The sequence below is a fragment of the Cupriavidus oxalaticus genome, from assembly GCF_038900635.1.
Classification (GTDB): domain Bacteria; phylum Pseudomonadota; class Gammaproteobacteria; order Burkholderiales; family Burkholderiaceae; genus Cupriavidus; species Cupriavidus oxalaticus_B.
In genome coordinates, this window is the sequence record NZ_JAYMRX010000004.1 from 159,087 (window position 1) to 175,180 (window position 16,094).

A 16,094-nucleotide genomic window follows, 5' to 3' on the forward strand; every position below is an offset into this window, starting at 1 on the left:
GGCAATGTCATGCAGTGATGCCGAACTCCGCCATCACCGCTTCGGTGTGCTGTCCCAGCGTGGGCGCATCGCCCTCGGGCCGCATCATGCCTGCCATCCCCGGCAGGTTGGCCCACGGCACCTCGCCAATTCCATCCAGCCTCAGGCGGCCGAAAACCCCCGCCTGCCGGCATTGCGCGCTTCGCAGGAAATCGCTTGCGTGGCTGACGCGGCCGAACAGCACATCATGGTCGGTCAGCAGCGCTTCCCAGTGTGCGAGCGGCTGCGCGGCCACTGCCTGCGCCACGCGCCGGTTCAGTTCCGCCGCGCGTGGCAGCCGGCCAGCACTGTTGCGCAGCGCGGCATCGTCGAGCCAGTCGTCAAAGCCCAGCACGCGCGCCAGCCGCACGAACATCGCGTCGTTGAGCATGCTGATGTAGAGCATGCCGTCCGCTGCCGCGAACAACCCCGTCGGCGCATTGGCCGCCGCCATTTCGGCGTCGGGGAACATGGCATCGTCCACCAGCAGGTACGACTGCAGCGCCGCGCTGGTTTCCAGCAGCGACAGCTTCACGTGGCGCCCCTTGCCATGGCGCGCGGCCCTGAACAACGCCGCGCACGCATGCTGGGCGGCATAGAGCCCGGTGCTGAGATCGATCAGGAAGAACGGGATGCGCCGCGGCTGGCCCGCGCCGTCGCGGTTCAGGTGCATCAGCCCGCTGACCGCCTGCACCGTGGTGTCGACTGCCGGCAGCGCCGCCATCGGGCCGGCATGGCCGTAGCCGGTGATCGACACATAGACCAGCGTCGGGTTGCGCGCCGCCAGCGTCTCGTAGCCCACGCCCATGCGCTCGGCCACGCCGGGACGGAAGTTCTGGATCACCACGTCGGCACGCGCGGCCAGCCGTGCCATGGCGGCGCGGCCGCTGTCGGTGCGCGCATCCAGCAGCACGCTTTCCTTGCCGGCGTTGCACGCCACCGCGATCGCGGTCTGGCCGGCGCGGATGCGGCCCATGTTGCGCGACCAGTCGCCGCCGGGCGGTTCCACCTTGATCACGCGCGCGCCCTGCTGGCGCAGCACCAGCCCGCAGTAAGGGCCGGCGATCCCCTGGCTCAGGTCGAGCACCGTCAGGCCGTCGAGCAGCGCAGCGTCTTGTCCGGATTGCATCTCGTTCTCCACGTTTCAGATATCCAGCATGACCTTGCCGATGGCGCGGCGCGACATCGTGGTGTCGACCGCCGCCAGCCAGTCGCGCAGCGGGAAGTGCTGCAGCACGGGCGGCGCCAGCTTGCCGCCCGCCACCGCCTGCATGATCTGTTCGACCACCTGTTGCACGCGCGGCGCGAAGCGCTGGCGTTCATCGGTCAGTCCCCAGCCGATGTAGTAGCCGTAGTTGAAGCCGATCATCGACAGGTTCTTGACCAGCAGCAGGTTCGCAGGCACTTCCGGAATGCGGCCGCTGGCATAGCCGATCGACAGCAGCCGAGCGCCCGGCGCCGCGCAGCGCAGCGAGGCATCGAACAGGTCGCCGCCGACCGGATCGAACACCACGTCGACCCCGCCCGCCGGGCACAGCGCCTTCACCGATGCCGCCAGCGCGGCCGCGTCGGCAGGCAGCGCATGCGCCGCGCCATTGCCCAGTGCCGCCTCGCGCTTGGCATCGGTGCTGGCGGTGGCGATCACGCGCGCCCCCATCAGCTTGCCTACCTGCACCGCCGCCGTGCCGAGCGCGCCGCTGGCGCCATGCACCAGCATGGTCTCGCCGGGCTGCAGCGCGGCGCGCCACGCCAGCGCGGCCCATACGGTGCCGTAGGTAACCGGCAGCGCCGCGGCGTGAGCCAGTGCCAGCCCATCCGGCACCGGATAGACCGTGTCGGCGGTCGTCACGACCTCTTCGGCAAAGCCGCCCCAGTCCAGCGCCGCCGCCACGCGCTGCCCCACGCGCAGCCGTGTCACGTCCGGCGCGACCTCGAGGATCTCCCCGGCCGCTTCAGTGCCGGGCGTGAACGGCAGCGGCGGCTTGCGCTGGTACTTGCCCGACACGAACAGGCTCAGCGCAAAGCCGACGCCCGCATGCCGCACGCGGATGCGCACCTGTCCCGGTCCGAGCGGCCGGCGCGGGATGCGCTGCAGTTCCAGTTCGCTCCAGTGGCACCAGCGCGAGCAGACCAGCCCCAGGTAATCGTTGTCTTGCATCGCCAATCCTTTACTCGAGCGTGATGCCGACATCGCGGATGATGCGGCTCCATTTGTCGCGGTCGCTCTTGAGCACCGCGGCGAAGGCTTCCGGCGTGCCGCCCACCGGCACCAGGTTCAGGTCCTGCATTTTCTTCGCGATCTCCGGCATGCGCACGATGCGCGCCACTTCGCGCGACAGCGCCTCGACCCGCGCCTTCGGCACGCCGGCCGGGAACAGCAGGCCCATCCACGCATCCGGCTCGAAGCCCTTGAAGCCGGCCTCACGGAAGGTCGGCACCCTGGGCAGCAGCGCCGAGCGTTCGGCGCCGGCCATCGCCACCGGGATCAGCTTGCCGCCCTGCAGCAGCGGCATGGCCGTGCCCACCGCGATGAAGCCGATCTTCACGTGTCCCGCGGCCAGGTCGGTCGCCAGCGGCGCACCGCCCTTGTAGGCCACGTGCTCCATCTGCAGGCCGGCCTCGCGCTTGAGCAGTTCGCCAAGGATATGGCCGGTCGTGCCGGCGCCATAGGAGCCGTACGGATACTTGCCGGGATTGGCCTTGACCAGCGCCACCAGCTCCGGCAGCGTGCGCGCGGGGAAGTCCGGCGACACGGCCAGGATGGTCGACGAGATCGCGACCTCGCTGACCGGCGCAAAATCGGCGATCGGGTCGTAGCCGATGCGCGGGTACAGCGACGGGTTCTGCACGTGCGCGGTGAAGGTCAGCAGCGCGGTATAGCCGTCCTTCGCAGCGCGCGCGACGTGCTTGGTGCCGGTGGTGGTCCCTGCGCCGGGCTTGTTGTCGACGATCACCGGCTGGCCCCAGGTCCTGGTCAGTTCCTGTCCGATCAGCCGGGCGACTGCGTCATTGACATTGCCGGCCACCGAAGGCACCACGATGGTCAGCGGGCGCGATGGATACGCTTCGGCGTCGGTGGCGGCGTCGGCGGCGTGCGCCGTGGCTGCGGTTGTGGCGGCGGTTGTGGTGGCAAGAGCCGCCAGCATGATGGCGGGTATGGCGGCGCGCAGCCGCGAGCGGAGGGTCGGCATGGTTGGTGTCTCCTGTGCTGGCTCCCTTCTGTGATGCCCGCCAGCCTGTGGCGATGCGAGGGATGCCAGCGCAGTCTAGGGCACACTCGCGGCACCATCGATTCCTGCACGGCACATTCCGAGTCCTGCCGGGCATGGCGCAGTGCGGGGCGGACGTCAAGGCCGCGGCGCGCTCCGCACGCCACGCTACAATGGCCGGCACTATTCGCACGCTGCCAGGCCGGCACCTACCCCATGCGTTTCGAGGATCTTGAAGCCTTCCTGGTAGTCAGCGAACACGGCAACCTGCATCGCGCCGCCGACATGCTCGGCATGACCCAGTCCGGCCTGTCCAAGACGCTGGCGAGGCTGGAGGCCGAGGCCGGCATGCCGCTGTTCGAGCGCACCCCGCGCGGGCTGGTGCCGACCAGCGTCGGCAAGACGCTGCTGGCGCATGCGCGCAAGATCTCGCTGGCGGCAACCGACCTGCGCAATGAACTGGCCGAGCAGCGGCTGGCGCGCGCCGGCACCGTGCGGCTCGGCGCCATCCCTTACCTGGTGCCGTCGCTGCTGTCGCCGCTGCTGGCGCAGTTCTTCGTCAGCCGCCCGCTGGCAGTGTTCTCGATCGAAACGCACCTGAGCGCGCGCCTGATGGCGGTGCTGCAAAGCGGCGACGCCGACCTGATCCTGGCGGCGCGTCCGGCCAGCGTGCCGGAAGACATCGACTGGCTGCCGCTTGGACCGCTGACCATGCAGATCGTCTGCCGCAGCGCGCATCCGCGCCGCGACAGCTTCCGTGCGCTGGCCGACCTGACCGAAGAGCGCTGGGCCGTGCCGGCCAGTTCGCTGTACCTGCGCCAGTGGCTGGAAGAACGATTCACCTCGGTGGGCCTGCCGCCGCCGCGCGTGGCGGTGGAAAGCACGGCCTCGCCGGTCGCGTTCGGCGAGTTGCTGCGGCACTCAGACCTGCTCGGCATCATGCCGCCGCGCATCCTGAAGCAGGCGGAGGGACAGGGATTGCAGGCGATCGCCGGGCCGGGCATGTCATGGCAGCACGAGCTGGCGGTGCTGTGGCGCGCCGGCGGCTACCTGTCGCCGATCTGCCAGGACTTCCGCGACGCGGTGGTCAAGTGGTGCGGGGAGATGGAAATCTGAGGGAGCGCATTTAGTCCCGCTCAGACGCCCGGTCAGGCCCGGTCAGGCCCGGTCAGGCGCGATCAGTCCGCGCTCAGGTCACGATCAGGCCGCGGCCAGCGTGCTGCGCACGGCGTCGGTCACCTGCGTCACCACGCCTTCGCGCCAGTCGTCGGCATCGCCATAGAAGGCCTGCCACATCGCGTGGCGCACCAGCGCGCGCTGGTTCTCGTCCGCCTCGGGGTGCTGGTGCAGCCAGTGGTCGCCGCGCAGCGCGTCCAGCACTTCGCCCACCGGCAGCGTGCCGAATTCCAGCGCGATGCCGGCATAGTCGATCCCCGGCAGCGTCTGCGGCACCGCATGCCAGGCCAGCCCGGACAGGTTGGCCGAGGTCGACGAGCCGTCATAGATCGACGTCACCCGGCTGCCCCAGATTGCGCGCGTGCGCGTCAGCGACTCGGGCGTGTCCGGGCCCATGTGGATCGGCTCGCCATAGCCCCACGGCCCCAGGCCGGTGTGCACGTCGATCCAGCGCAGCGTCTCGCGCCCGGCGCCAAAGCGCGCCAGGATGCGGCACAGCGTGTAGTTGCTCCAGGTCGCCGTGATGCCGCCGAAGAACATGCCGTCCGGCTCCTGGTACTGGCCGCCGCTCAGCGCGGCCTGGTACCACGCCATGCCGCGCTCGGCCACGGTCTTCATCAGCTGCGCCTGGTCGGCGTCGGACGGCGGCCATTGCGCTGGCAGCAGCAGCGGCGCGATCTCCGCATAGGGCCCGTTGTGCGGCAGCGGCTGCGAGAAATCCATGAAGTTGCGATTCAGGTCGACATTGTCTTCGTTGACCCGGCGCAGGTGCGAGAAACCGTAAGGATTGATGGCATGGACCAGCAGCAGGCTGGTGCCGGCGGCGGCGCAATCGGCCAGCAGCGCGGTGTCGTTCAGCATCGCAATCTGCGCGCCGGAGCCGGCAAAGCCCTCGGCGCCATGGGTGCCGGAAGTCACCATCAGGCACTGCCGCGCGCCGGACGGCCCCACCTGCGCCACGTCGATGGCCAGGTCCTCGCCGGCGCTGCCGCGGCGGGTCGGATGCGGGAACTGCGCCAGGTCGGCCCCGGCCGCGCGCGCGGCATCGAGGAATTTCTGGCGGGCTTCGGCGTAGCTGCGCGAAAAAGGGCTCATGGCGTCACCGGCGGATGGCGATGCAGGCCATTAGACGCCTTTTCAGCCGGTTCTGCCAGCGCTGCCAGTCCTGCCAGCGCTGCCGAGCGTGGCGGCTAGAACAGCGAGCCGTTCGGGTCGGCCGGCGCCGGGGCCGCCGGGACTGCGGGGCTTGCCGATTCGGTCCCGGCGCCCCAGATGCCGGGCGAGGTAAAGGCCTGCGGATGCATTTCGATCCCTGCCGCGGCCAGCTGGCTGGCGGTCAGCACCAGGTGGCGCGCCAGCCAGTCGTGCAGGCCGCGCAGGAAGCGGATGTTGTCGACGCTGTTGGACGCGGCGATCAGCCGCTCCAGCTTGACATGGGCGGTATAGACGTCGAGCAGGTTGGTGGCGCGCAGCCGCGGTGGCGTGCCCGGCGCACGCTCGATCGCCAGGATCCGGCGCACCTGCGCGGTGGCGACTTCGCCGGTGCGCAGGTATTGCTCGTAGACCGGGTCCAGCGCGGGAAAACGCACGGTGGGCTGCACGCGCGGCACGGCGGCCACTTTTTCCATGCGCAGCACCAGGTAACGGACGGCGGCGAGGCGCTCGGCGGCCGCGGTCTCCGCCGCGCCGCGCCGTCCGCGCCGCGCGCCGGCGGGTATCGGATCGGGCAAGGGATCGGGCAAGGCCGTGCGCGGCACCACGTCGCGCTCGGTGTAATCCGGCACCTGCAGCAGCAACCCCGGATGCGCCACGGCGGCGCGGGCGCAATCTTCGCCGAACGGGTACTCATGCCCGGCGGCGTCGCGCAGGATATAGGCCTGCCCGTGCGGGAAACCGTGGTGCCGGCGGCTGTTGCCGCGCGCATGGCAGCGGGTGTCCAAGTCGACGAAGTCCTTGCGTACGGGGATCCAGCCCCCGTCGTGTGCCTGGGTCATGCGAATGCGTAATGCCGGGTTGGCTGGGTTGGCTGCGGACCCGGTATTGTCGCCTATCCGCACGATCCGCTGCCCGGCGGCGCTACTTCAGCATGAATGACATCGCCGACAGGCAGTTGAGCATGCGCACCGCGGCCTGCACGGAATCCGCCTGGAAGCCCAGGGTCACGCCATCCAGTCGCTCCAGCGTCGGCCACTGGCAGAACAGGTCGGCATGCGCCGGCGTCAGGGTCTGCAGCCTGGCGCTCACCGGCGTGTCGAGCCGCAGGCATTGCGCCTGCGCCGCGGCGCGCACGCCGTCGGCCGCGGCCGCCTGGATCGCCTCGCGCGCTGCCGCCGGCGACAGCGTGGTGCCGCTGCCGAAGCCGCCGGCACGCTTGGTCTCGGCAAAGCGCACCCACGGCATCAGCGCCCGGGTTTCCTGCACAAAGACATCGTCGCCGCTGGCCATCAGCACCGGCACCCCCGACTCTCCGGCCAGCGCGCCGTAGAGGCCGGCCTCGCCCAGCTCCATGCCGTTGAGCCAGACCCGGGCGAAGGCGCCGCTATTGATGGTGTGCGCCAGCACGCCGCGGCTCTGCGCGCGGCCGTGGTAGCCGATCATCAGCACGCCGTCGGCGCCGTCCTCGATGCCGGCCATCATGCCAAGGTAGCGCGGCTTGCCGAGCACCAGCCGCGCGCGCGGGTCGAGCTGGTCCGGCAGCAGGTTGCGGAAGCCGCCATGCGAGTCGTTGACCAGCACGTCGGTGGCGCCCCCGGCAAAGGCGCCGGCGACGGCGGCATTGGCCTCGGCGGTCATCCAGGCGCGGGCGCGTTCGTATTCGCCGTTGCCGGGACGGGTCTGCTCGGCGTGGAAGACGCCGGCGACGCCTTCGATATCGGTGGAAATCAGGATCTTCATCAGGCGGACTGGCGCAGTTCTGGCATGGCATCCAGCAAGGCGCGGCGGGCATGGCCGTCGCGGCCCTGCACCGTCGCCGCATGCCAGAGCGCATGGACGATGGCCTGCTCGACACCGTCCGCGGCGGCGCGGAACAGCGGGTCGAGCAGCGTTTCGTGGAGCATGGCGACGGCGGGCATGGCGCGGTCGGCCTGGTGCGGGACGGTATAGGCGGTCGAGAACGCGAGCGCGATATCGCCCGAGCCGTGCCCGAACACCGAGCCGGTGCGCGCCAGCCCCGCGCCGGCGCGCAGCGACAGCCGGCGCAGCTGGCGCGCGTCCAGCGGCACGTCGGTGGCCACGACCATGATGATCGAGCCCTTCTCAGGCTGCACCACCGCGTCGGGCTGCTGCAGCCGCTGCACCAGTTGCGGCCCGACCAGCTTGCCCGCCAGCGTCAGCGACTCCGGCGTGCCGAAGTTGGCCAGTACCAGCGCGCCGACGCAATAGCCCTGCGCCATGCGCGACGCCGTGCCGATGCCGCCTTTGACGCAGAACGACGACATGCCGCGTCCGGCACCGATCGCGCCCTGCGCGACGTCCTGGGCGGCAGCGGCCAGCGCCGCGTCATAGTGGCTGCCGTCCACGGCCATGCGCTGGATATCGTTCAGGTAGCCGTCATTGCATTCGAACACCAGCGGATTGACGGTCGGCCACGCGCGTCCGATCTCCGGGTTGGCGGCGACGGCGGCGCGGATCTGCGCCTGCGCCACGGCGCCGACCGAGAAGGTGTTGGTCAGCGCGACCGGCGTTTCCAGCACGCCCAGTTCGTCCACCTGCACCAGTCCCACGCTCTTGCCGAAACCGTTGAGCACGGTAGCCGCCGCGGGCACCTTGTCGCGATACATGTCGCCCGCGTGCGGGCGGATCACGGTGACGCCGGTCTGCACCGCCCCCTGCGCCAGCGTGCAGTGCCCCACGCTCACGCCCGGCACGTCGGCGATGCTGTCGCGCGGCCCCGCCGGCAGGTTGCCGATGCGCGGCACGCCCTGCGTCGATGTCTGCATGGCTCAGCGGCGGTCGATCTTGGGATCCAGCGCGTCGCGCAGGCCGTCGCCAAGCAGGTTGAACGCGAGCACGGTCAGGAAGATCGCCAGGCTCGGGAAGATCGCCACGTGCGGCGCGGTCACCATGTCAGCGCGGGCCTCGTTCAGCATCGCGCCCCACTCCGGCGTGGGCGGCTGCGCGCCCAGCCCCAGGAACGACAGGCTGGCCGCAGTGATGATCGACGTGCCGATCCGCATCGAGAAATACACCACGATCGACGACACCGTGCCCGGCAGGATATGGCGCACCAGGATGGTCCAGTCCGACGCGCCGATGCTGCGCGCGGCCTCGACGTAGGTCAGCCGCTTCAGCATCAGCGTATTGCCGCGCACCAGCCGCGCGAACGCCGGGATGCTGAAGATCGCCACCGCAAAGATCACGTTGGTCATGCCGTTGCCGAGGATGGCGACGATGCCGATCGCCAGCAGGATGCCCGGAAAGGCGAAGAGCACGTCGGAGATCCGCATCACGATGCGGTCCCACCAGCCCTCGTAGTAGCCGGCCAGCAGCCCGAGCACGGTGCCGATCACCGCGCCGATGATCACCGACAGGAAACCCGCCGCCAGCGAGATGCGCGCCCCGGCCAGGATGCGGCTGAAGATGTCGCGGCCGAGCGAATCGACGCCCATCCAGTGCGCGGCCGACGGGCCGGCGTTGAGCGCGTCGTAGTCGAAGAAATTCTCGGGGTCGTACGGCACGATATGCGGCGCCAGGATGGCGACCAGCACCAGCAGCAGCACGAACACGCCGGCGCCCAGCGCCAGGTGCTGCTTGCGGAATTTGCGCCAGAACTCGGTCCAGGGCGTGCGCACGGCCTCCGGCACGGGGGCGGTTGCGGGTGCCGCTTCGCTTGCGGCGGGCGTGGATAGCTCAGTCATGCCGGCCTCACTTGTAGCGGATGGTGGGATTGATCACGGTGTATAGCATGTCCACCACCAGGTTGATCAGGATGAATTCGAGCGAGAACAGCAGCACTTCGGCCTGGATCACCGGGTAGTCGCGCATCTCGACGGCATCGACCAGCAGGCGGCCGAGGCCCGGCCAGTTGAACACCTTCTCCACCACGATCGAGCCGCCCAGCAGGAAGCCGAACTGCAGGCCCATCATCGTCACCACCGGGATCATTGCGTTGCGCAGGCCATGCTTGGCGACCACCACTGTCTCGCGCACGCCCTTGGCGCGCGCGGTGCGGATGAAGTCTTCCTGCAGCACCTCGACGAACGAGGCGCGGGTAAAGCGCGCCATCACCGCCGCCACCGCGGCGCCGAGCGTGATCGACGGCAGCACGTAGTGTTTCCAGCTCTCGGCGCCGATCGACGGCAGCCAGCCCAGCTGCACGGAAAACACCTCCATCAGCAGCATGCCGAGCGCAAAGGCCGGGAAGGAGATGCCCGAGACCGCCAGCGTCATGCCCAGCCGATCCGGCCAGCGGTTGCGCCACACCGCCGAGCCGATGCCGATCGCCATGCCGAACACCACTGCCCACGCCATCGACGCCACCGTCAGCAGCAGCGTAGGCATGAAGCGGTCGCCGATCTCTTCGCTCACCGGACGCTTGGTGCGCAGCGAATTGCCGAACTCGCCGCGGACCGCATTGGAGAAGAAATTGACGAACTGCTCGGGCAGCGGCCGGTCCAGGCCCAGGTCCTTGCGCACCAGTTCGACCGTGGCCGAGTCGGCCTCGGGGCCCGCCGCCAGCCGCGCGGGATCGCCCGGCAGCAGGTGGACGAACAGGAACACCAGCACTGCCACGATCAGCAGCGTGGGGATCACGCCCAGCACTCGTTTGAGGAAGTAGTTCAGCATCACACACCATGAAGAAAGGCCGCAGGCCGCCCGCCTGCGACCCCGCGACGCGGGCAGGCGGCCACCATCGGCTTACTGCTTTACTGCTTACTGCTCGTTGGATGGGATTGCGCGGTTGCGCGGATCGGACGGCATCGCTGCTGCAAGCGCCTGCCCTCTCCCCCGCCCCTCTCCCGGAGGGAGAGGGGAGAAAACCCTCGGGACCCAACATCGCCCGCTGTTTGCTCCCCTCTCCCGCTTGCGGGAGAGGGGCCGGGGGAGAGGGCGGAGCGTCAACGAAGTCCCGCCCTTCACGTCACCCCTTACTGCTTGATATCGATCTCATCAAAATTGAACGACCCGTCCGGCATCACATACGCCCCGGTCATCCGCTTGCTGCGTGCGAACAGCACCTTCTCCGTCACCAGGAAGGCCCACGGCGCATCCTTCCAGATGCGTTCCTGCGCGTCCTTGTACAGGCGGGCCTTCTCGTTGCGGTCGGTGGTGCGCAGCGCGCCGGCGATATCCGCATCGACCTGGTCGTTCTTGTAGTAGGCGGTGTTCAGCAGCTTGGGCGGCATCGACTCGGACGCCAGCAACGGACGCAGCGCCCAGTCCGATTCGCCGGTCGACGACGACCAGCCCACGTAGTAGATGCGCACGCCGGCGTCTTCCGGCTTCTGCACGCTTTCGACCTTCTCCACGCGCTGGCCGGCTTCCAGCGCCTGCACCTGCGCCTTGATGCCGACCTGCTGCAGCTGCTGCTGCACGAACTGGATCACCTTCTGCGCGGTGGTGTGGTTGTACGCCGACCACAGCGTGGTCTCGAAGCCGTTCGGGTAGCCGGCTTCCTTCAGCAGCGCGCGCGCCTTGGCCGGGTCATACGGCCACGGGCCCAGCTTCTCGGCATAGTCCACGCCCGGGGGCACCACGCCTTCTGCCGGCACGGCATAGCCGGCGAAGGCCACCTTGGCCAGCGCCTCCTTGTTGATCGCGTAGTTGATGGCCTGGCGCACCTTGGGGTCGTTGAACGGCTTGACCGTGGTGTTCAGGCTCAGGTAGCGCTGGATGATCGACGGGGACGCAATCAGATCGACTTTCGTGCTGGTCTTCAGCACCGCGGCCTGTTCGAACGGAATGCTGAAGGCAAAGTCAGCCTCGCCGGTCTGCATGATCGCGGCGCGGGTATTGTTGTCCACCACCGGCTTCCAGGTGATGGTGTCGATCTTCGGGTAGCCGGTTTTCCAGTAGCCGGCGAATTTCTTGCCCTTCAGGTGATCAGGCTGCTTCCATTCGACGAACTCGAACGGGCCGGTGCCGACCGGATGAAAGGCAATCTCCTTGCCGTATTTCTGCAACGCCGTCGGCGAGATCATGACTGCCGAAGGATGCGCCATCACGTTGATGAACGGCGAGAACGGCTCTTTCAGCGTGACCTTGACGGTGCTGGCATCGACCATGTCGGTCTTGGCAACGCGGTTGAACAACGTGTAGCGCTTGAGCTTGTTGGCCGGGTTGGTGACACGGTCCAGGTTGGCCTTGACAGCGGCGGCGTCGAAGGTCGTGCCGTCGTGGAACTTGACGCCCTTCTTCAGCTTGATCGTATACGTCAGGCCGTCCTTGCTGACCTCGTAGCTGTCGGCCAGGACGTTGACCAGCTTCATGTCCTTGTCCAGCCCGAACAGGCCTTGGTAGAAAGTCTTGCCGACTGCCTGCGACAGCGTGTCGTTCGAGTCGTACGGATCGAGCGAGGTGAAGGTGGAAGCCACCGCCATCACCGCATCCTTGGCCGCGAAGGCCGGGGCAGCGGACAGCATGCCGAGCGCGCCGGCGGCAAAGGCGCCGGCCATCCATCGGGGCGAAACCATACGTGCAGACATCGTCGAATCTCCTTGGTAGCTTCGTTATTTCCAGGACTTCAATAAGCGCCGCCGACGGCATGCCGGGCGACATAGTGGCCAAGCGCGCCGCTGCCGGCGACCTGCACCAGCGGCTGCACCACCGGTTCGTCGCCGACCGCGCGGATCGGGCTGGGAATCTCATCGTTCAGCGGCTCGCGCCGCAGGTGGCGCCGCGCCGGATCCGCGATCGGCACCGCCGACATCAGCTTGCGCGTGTACGGGTGCTGCGGGTTCTCGAAGATGGCGCGGCGCGGGCCGATCTCGACGATCTGTCCCAGGTACATCACCGCCACGCGGTGGCTGACGCGCTCCACCACCGCCATGTCGTGCGAGATAAACAGGAAGGCGATGCCCAGCTCGCGCTGCAGGTCCAGCATCAGGTTGACGATCTGCGCCTGGATCGATACGTCCAGCGCGGACACCGACTCGTCGGCCACCACCACCTTGGGGTTCAGCGCCAGCGCGCGCGCAATGCAGATGCGCTGGCGCTGGCCGCCGGAGAACTCGTGCGGATAGCGCGCCGCGTGCGACGCGTCCAGCCCCACCTTGTCGAGCAGCCAGGCCACGCGCTGCTCGGCCTCCTTGCCGCTGGCGGCCTTGTGCACCAGCAGCGGCTCCATGATCGAATAGCCCACCGGGACGCGCGGATCGAGCGACGCGAACGGGTCCTGGAAGATGAACTGGATATTGCGGCGCAGGGTCTGCAGCGCCGGGCCTTCCAGCTTGCTGATGTTCTGGCCGTTGAACTCGATGGTGCCGCTCTGGCTTTCCACCAGCCGCAGCAGCGAGCGGCCCGTGGTGGACTTGCCGCAGCCGGACTCGCCCACCAGTGCCAGCGTTTCGCCGGGATAGAGATCGAAGCTGACCTTCTCCACCGCATGCACGCGGCGCGTGACGCGGCCGAACAGGCCGCCGGGCACGTCGAAGCGCGTGACCAGGTCCTGCACGCGCAGGATCGGCGCGACGCCGGGCTGCACCGTGTCCTGCGGCGCGACCTGCTCCGCCTTGGCGCTGTCCAGGCGCAGCAGCGGGAACTTGGCCGGCAGGTCGGTGCCGCTCATCGCGCCCAGGCGCGGCACGGCCGACAGCAGCGCGCGCGTGTACGGATGGGCGGGCGCGCGGAACACGTCGTCGGAGCTGCCCTCTTCCACCTTCTCGCCGCGGTACATCACCAGCACGCGGTCGGCCACCTCGGCCACCACGCCCATGTCATGGGTGATGAAGACCACGCCCATGTGCATCTCGGCCTGCAGGCTGCGCACCAGTTGCAGGATCTCGGCCTGGATGGTCACGTCGAGCGCGGTGGTCGGCTCGTCGGCGATCAGCAGCGCGGGCTTGCACGACAGCGCCATCGCGATCATCACGCGCTGGCGCATGCCGCCGGAGAGCTGGTGCGGATAGCGCTCCAGCACGCGGCGCGCCTCGGGGATGCGCACCAGTTCCAGCATGCGCAGCGCCTCGGCGCGCGCCGCGGCGCGGCCCTTGCCCTGGTGCAGCCGGATCGATTCGGCGATCTGCTCGCCTACCGGGAACACCGGGTTGAGCGAGGTCATCGGCTCCTGGAAGATCATCGCCACGTCGGCGCCGCGCACGCTGCGCAGCGTCGCGTTATCCGCGCGCGCCAGGTCGATCACCTCGCCGCCGCGCCGGCGCAGCAGCATGCTGCCGCTGGCGATCTTGCCGCCGCCATGCTCGACCAGCCGCATCAGCGCCAGCGAAGTGACCGACTTGCCCGAGCCCGACTCGCCCACCACCGCCAGCGTCTCGCCGCGGTCGACATGGAACGACAGATTGCGCACAGCCTCGACGGTACGTTCGGACGTGGCAAAGCGCACGCTCAGGCCGTCGACCGAGACCACGCGCTCGGGCGGCAGGACGATGCCGGAGGCGGATGCATGCGATTGCGCGGGGATATTGGCCACTGGGTACTCCTTGTTTGCTGCAAGATGCCGGAAGGTGCCGGACGGTGCGGGAAAGTGCCGGTGCGGCGTGGTCAGCCGTAGATCGAGACGTTCACCGCCTCGCCCACGCGGGCAAAGCCGCGGTACATGCCTTCGGTGTTGAACGGCAGCGTGACGTTGCCGGCGCGGTCGACCGCGATCAGCCCGCCGCGGCCTTCGATGGCGACCAGTTTTTCCATCACCACGCGCCGTGCCGATTCTTCCAGCGGCAGGCCGGCATAGCGCATCTGCGCCGAGACATCATGCGCGGCCACGGTGCGGATAAACATCTCGCCGGTGCCGGTGGCCGACACCGCCACCACGTCGTCGGCATAGCAACCCGCGCCGATGACGGGGGTATCGCCGACGCGCCCCACCCGCTTGTTGGTCACGCCGCCGGTGGAGGTCGCTGCGGCGAGGTTGCCACGGCTGTCGCATGCCACCGCGCCGACGGTGCCGAACTTGCTGTCGGGATCGATCGGGTCGGCCGGCACGGCTGGGTTCTCGCGCGCCGCCAGTGCGGCGGCATCATGGTCGAGCAGCGCCATGCCGGCGGTACCGCGGGCGCGCTGCCATTGCTCATGGCGTGCCTGCGTGAAGTAGTAGTCCTGCGCCACCAGCTCCAGCCCCTGCGCGGCGGCGAAAGCCTCGGCGCCGGCGCCCGCAAACAGCACATGCTCGCTGTGGTCGAGCACCGCGCGCGCCGCCAGCACCGGGTTGCGCAGCCGCGTCACGCAGGCGACCGCGCCAGCATCGCGGGTGGCACCGTCCATCACCGCCGCGTCGAGTTCATAGGTGCCGGCGTGGGTCAGCACGGCGCCCTTGCCCGCGTTGAACAGCGGGCATTCCTCCAGCAGGCGCACGGCCTCGGTCACGGCGTCGAGCGCCGTGCCGCCGTCGGCCAGGATGCGCTGGCCGGCCTGCAGCACCCGCTGCAGCGCTTCGGTGTATTCGCGTTCGCGCGCGGGGTCCATCGCCTCGCGGGTGATGGTGCCGGCGCCGCCGTGGATGGCAATGACTGCTTGTTGCATGGGATGGCTCAGGACTTCTTGAGGTTGGACGCGCGGCGGTGCGTGGTGCCCGCCGCCTGCTCTTCTGTAGGCTGCGGTCCGGTTGGCCCGGCTGGCCCGGCACGGCCGGCGCGGTCCGCGCGGTCCGCGCCCGGCGTGCCATAGAGCCACGGCAGCAGGAATTCGGTCATTTCGGCGGCGGCCTTGACCGGCCGCTCGGCGCGGTGCGCGACCGCGCCGCACAGCGCTTCGATCAGCGCCAGCACGGTCGCATCGGAGTTGGCCGAGAGCCGGTTGGCGGCCTGCGCGTACAGCGCGATATCGGCCAGCGGCGCCAGCGGCGAGGTCGGCCCGTCGGTCAGCGCCAGCACCTTGCCGCCATGCGCCCTGACGCGCTGCGCCAGTTCGATGGTGTCGGTCACGTAGCGCGGGAAGGCGATCACGATCAGCAGGTCGTTCGGCTGCAGCTTGAACAGCTGGCGCGCAGCGTGCGAGGCGCCGCCTGCGCCGGCGACCGAGGTGACCATGCGGCAATGCATTTCCAGGCCGTGCTGCAGCAGGCCGGCGAGGAAGCCGCTGGCGCCGAAACCCGCCACGTAGACGCGCTGCGCACCCAGGATCGCCGAGACCGCGCGCTCGCATGCCTGCGCGTCGATGCCGCGCCGCGTGGCTTCGGCATTGGCGGCCGCATCCTCGAGCGAAGCGGCGAACACTTCGGCCACGGTCGCGGGCCGTTCCAGCTCGCTGCGCAGCCGCTCGACCGGCGCCAGCGTGGCCTCGAAGCCGCGCACCAGCTCGGTACGGAACTGCGGATAGCCGTCGAAGCCCAGCGCCCGCGCGAAGCGGTTGGCGGTGGCCACCGACACGTCCACCGCCGCGGCAAACTCATCGATGCGCATCGTGGCCGCGCGGAACAGGTTGGCCAGCACGTATTCCGCCATGCGGCGGTGCGCCGGCGTCAGCGTGGGCAGGCTGCGCGCGATGCGGTCGGAGATCGAATGGCCTTGGGTCATGTCGGGTGGGGACGGCGTTCGCATGCGCGACGCTGCCGGTTACATCCTGAAAAACGAATGA

14 protein-coding genes are annotated in these 16,094 nt (G+C 69.3%); 1 reads left to right on the forward strand and 13 read right to left on the reverse strand.

Annotated elements, in window-relative coordinates:
- Positions 1 to 7: 7 nt before the first annotated feature.
- Genes VSR71_RS09225 through VSR71_RS09235 form a run of 3 tightly spaced genes read right to left on the reverse strand, consistent with a single transcriptional unit; the run spans position 8 to position 3,209 of the window.
- Positions 8 to 1,147: a CoA transferase gene (locus VSR71_RS09225; RefSeq protein ID WP_342913566.1), complete on the reverse strand. Its 1,140-nt coding sequence runs from the start codon at positions 1,145 to 1,147 to the stop codon at positions 8 to 10.
- 15 nt (positions 1,148 to 1,162) lie between these two features.
- The gene (locus tag VSR71_RS09230) at positions 1,163 to 2,176 is read right to left on the reverse strand and encodes an NADPH:quinone oxidoreductase family protein (RefSeq protein WP_342913567.1); all 1,014 of its coding nucleotides are present in this window, start codon (positions 2,174 to 2,176) and stop codon (positions 1,163 to 1,165) included.
- Positions 2,177 to 2,186: 10 nt separating this feature from the next.
- A complete protein-coding gene (locus VSR71_RS09235; protein ID WP_342913568.1) occupies positions 2,187 to 3,209 on the reverse strand; it encodes a tripartite tricarboxylate transporter substrate binding protein in 1,023 nt (340 codons plus the stop codon).
- A gap of 234 nt (positions 3,210 to 3,443) precedes the next feature.
- Here VSR71_RS09235 and VSR71_RS09240 point away from each other — a divergent pair, with 234 nt between their 5' ends.
- Complete coding sequence (locus tag VSR71_RS09240) at positions 3,444 to 4,343, forward strand: LysR family transcriptional regulator (RefSeq protein WP_342913569.1); 900 nt, start codon at positions 3,444 to 3,446, stop codon at positions 4,341 to 4,343.
- Between the two features lie 84 nt (positions 4,344 to 4,427).
- Here the strand turns inward: VSR71_RS09240 and VSR71_RS09245 are convergent, their stop codons facing one another.
- The 10 genes from VSR71_RS09245 to VSR71_RS09290 form a co-directional block, all read right to left on the reverse strand.
- On the reverse strand, positions 4,428 to 5,498 hold the full coding sequence (locus VSR71_RS09245; protein WP_342913570.1) for a M14 family metallopeptidase: 1,071 nt from the start codon (positions 5,496 to 5,498) through the stop codon (positions 4,428 to 4,430).
- 95 nt (positions 5,499 to 5,593) lie between these two features.
- Positions 5,594 to 6,397 carry a hypothetical protein gene (locus tag VSR71_RS09250; protein ID WP_342913571.1) on the reverse strand — a complete coding sequence of 268 codons (804 nt, stop codon included), beginning with the start codon at positions 6,395 to 6,397 and terminating at the stop codon, positions 5,594 to 5,596.
- Between the two features lie 82 nt (positions 6,398 to 6,479).
- On the reverse strand, positions 6,480 to 7,298 hold the full coding sequence (locus VSR71_RS09255) for a M55 family metallopeptidase (protein ID WP_342913572.1): 819 nt from the start codon (positions 7,296 to 7,298) through the stop codon (positions 6,480 to 6,482).
- A complete protein-coding gene (locus tag VSR71_RS09260) occupies positions 7,298 to 8,344 on the reverse strand; it encodes a P1 family peptidase (protein ID WP_342913573.1) in 1,047 nt (348 codons plus the stop codon). The genes VSR71_RS09255 and VSR71_RS09260 overlap by 1 nt, the downstream gene beginning before the upstream one ends.
- 3 nt (positions 8,345 to 8,347) lie before the next feature.
- Positions 8,348 to 9,262, reverse strand: a complete 915-nt coding sequence (gene gsiD / locus VSR71_RS09265; protein WP_342913574.1) for a glutathione ABC transporter permease GsiD — start codon at positions 9,260 to 9,262, stop codon at positions 8,348 to 8,350.
- 7 nt (positions 9,263 to 9,269) lie between these two features.
- The gene (gsiC, locus tag VSR71_RS09270; RefSeq protein ID WP_342913575.1) at positions 9,270 to 10,190 is read right to left on the reverse strand and encodes a glutathione ABC transporter permease GsiC; all 921 of its coding nucleotides are present in this window, start codon (positions 10,188 to 10,190) and stop codon (positions 9,270 to 9,272) included.
- 302 nt (positions 10,191 to 10,492) lie between these two features.
- On the reverse strand, positions 10,493 to 12,049 hold the full coding sequence (gene gsiB / locus VSR71_RS09275) for a glutathione ABC transporter substrate-binding protein GsiB (RefSeq protein ID WP_342913576.1): 1,557 nt from the start codon (positions 12,047 to 12,049) through the stop codon (positions 10,493 to 10,495).
- A gap of 38 nt (positions 12,050 to 12,087) precedes the next feature.
- Positions 12,088 to 13,992 carry a dipeptide ABC transporter ATP-binding protein gene (locus VSR71_RS09280; protein WP_342913577.1) on the reverse strand — a complete coding sequence of 635 codons (1,905 nt, stop codon included), beginning with the start codon at positions 13,990 to 13,992 and terminating at the stop codon, positions 12,088 to 12,090.
- 71 nt (positions 13,993 to 14,063) lie between these two features.
- On the reverse strand, positions 14,064 to 15,041 hold the full coding sequence (locus VSR71_RS09285) for an isoaspartyl peptidase/L-asparaginase (protein WP_342913578.1): 978 nt from the start codon (positions 15,039 to 15,041) through the stop codon (positions 14,064 to 14,066).
- Positions 15,042 to 15,049: 8 nt separating this feature from the next.
- Complete coding sequence (locus VSR71_RS09290) at positions 15,050 to 16,033, reverse strand: MurR/RpiR family transcriptional regulator (RefSeq protein WP_342913579.1); 984 nt, start codon at positions 16,031 to 16,033, stop codon at positions 15,050 to 15,052.
- Positions 16,034 to 16,094: the final 61 nt, after the last annotated feature.

Coding starts and splice junctions, on each gene's coding strand:
- gsiB (WP_342913576.1), bottom strand. CDS start 12,049: ATGTCTGCACGTATGGTTTCGCCCCGATGGATGGCCGGCGCCTTTGCC.
- VSR71_RS09230 (WP_342913567.1), bottom strand. CDS start 2,176: ATGCAAGACAACGATTACCTGGGGCTGGTCTGCTCGCGCTGGTGCCAC.
- gsiC (WP_342913575.1), bottom strand. CDS start 10,190: ATGCTGAACTACTTCCTCAAACGAGTGCTGGGCGTGATCCCCACGCTG.
- VSR71_RS09240 (WP_342913569.1), top strand. CDS start 3,444: ATGCGTTTCGAGGATCTTGAAGCCTTCCTGGTAGTCAGCGAACACGGC.
- VSR71_RS09245 (WP_342913570.1), bottom strand. CDS start 5,498: ATGAGCCCTTTTTCGCGCAGCTACGCCGAAGCCCGCCAGAAATTCCTC.
- VSR71_RS09225 (WP_342913566.1), bottom strand. CDS start 1,147: ATGCAATCCGGACAAGACGCTGCGCTGCTCGACGGCCTGACGGTGCTC.
- VSR71_RS09235 (WP_342913568.1), bottom strand. CDS start 3,209: ATGCCGACCCTCCGCTCGCGGCTGCGCGCCGCCATACCCGCCATCATG.
- VSR71_RS09285 (WP_342913578.1), bottom strand. CDS start 15,041: ATGCAACAAGCAGTCATTGCCATCCACGGCGGCGCCGGCACCATCACC.
- VSR71_RS09260 (WP_342913573.1), bottom strand. CDS start 8,344: ATGCAGACATCGACGCAGGGCGTGCCGCGCATCGGCAACCTGCCGGCG.
- VSR71_RS09290 (WP_342913579.1), bottom strand. CDS start 16,033: ATGACCCAAGGCCATTCGATCTCCGACCGCATCGCGCGCAGCCTGCCC.
- gsiD (WP_342913574.1), bottom strand. CDS start 9,262: ATGACTGAGCTATCCACGCCCGCCGCAAGCGAAGCGGCACCCGCAACC.
- VSR71_RS09255 (WP_342913572.1), bottom strand. CDS start 7,298: ATGAAGATCCTGATTTCCACCGATATCGAAGGCGTCGCCGGCGTCTTC.
- VSR71_RS09250 (WP_342913571.1), bottom strand. CDS start 6,397: ATGACCCAGGCACACGACGGGGGCTGGATCCCCGTACGCAAGGACTTC.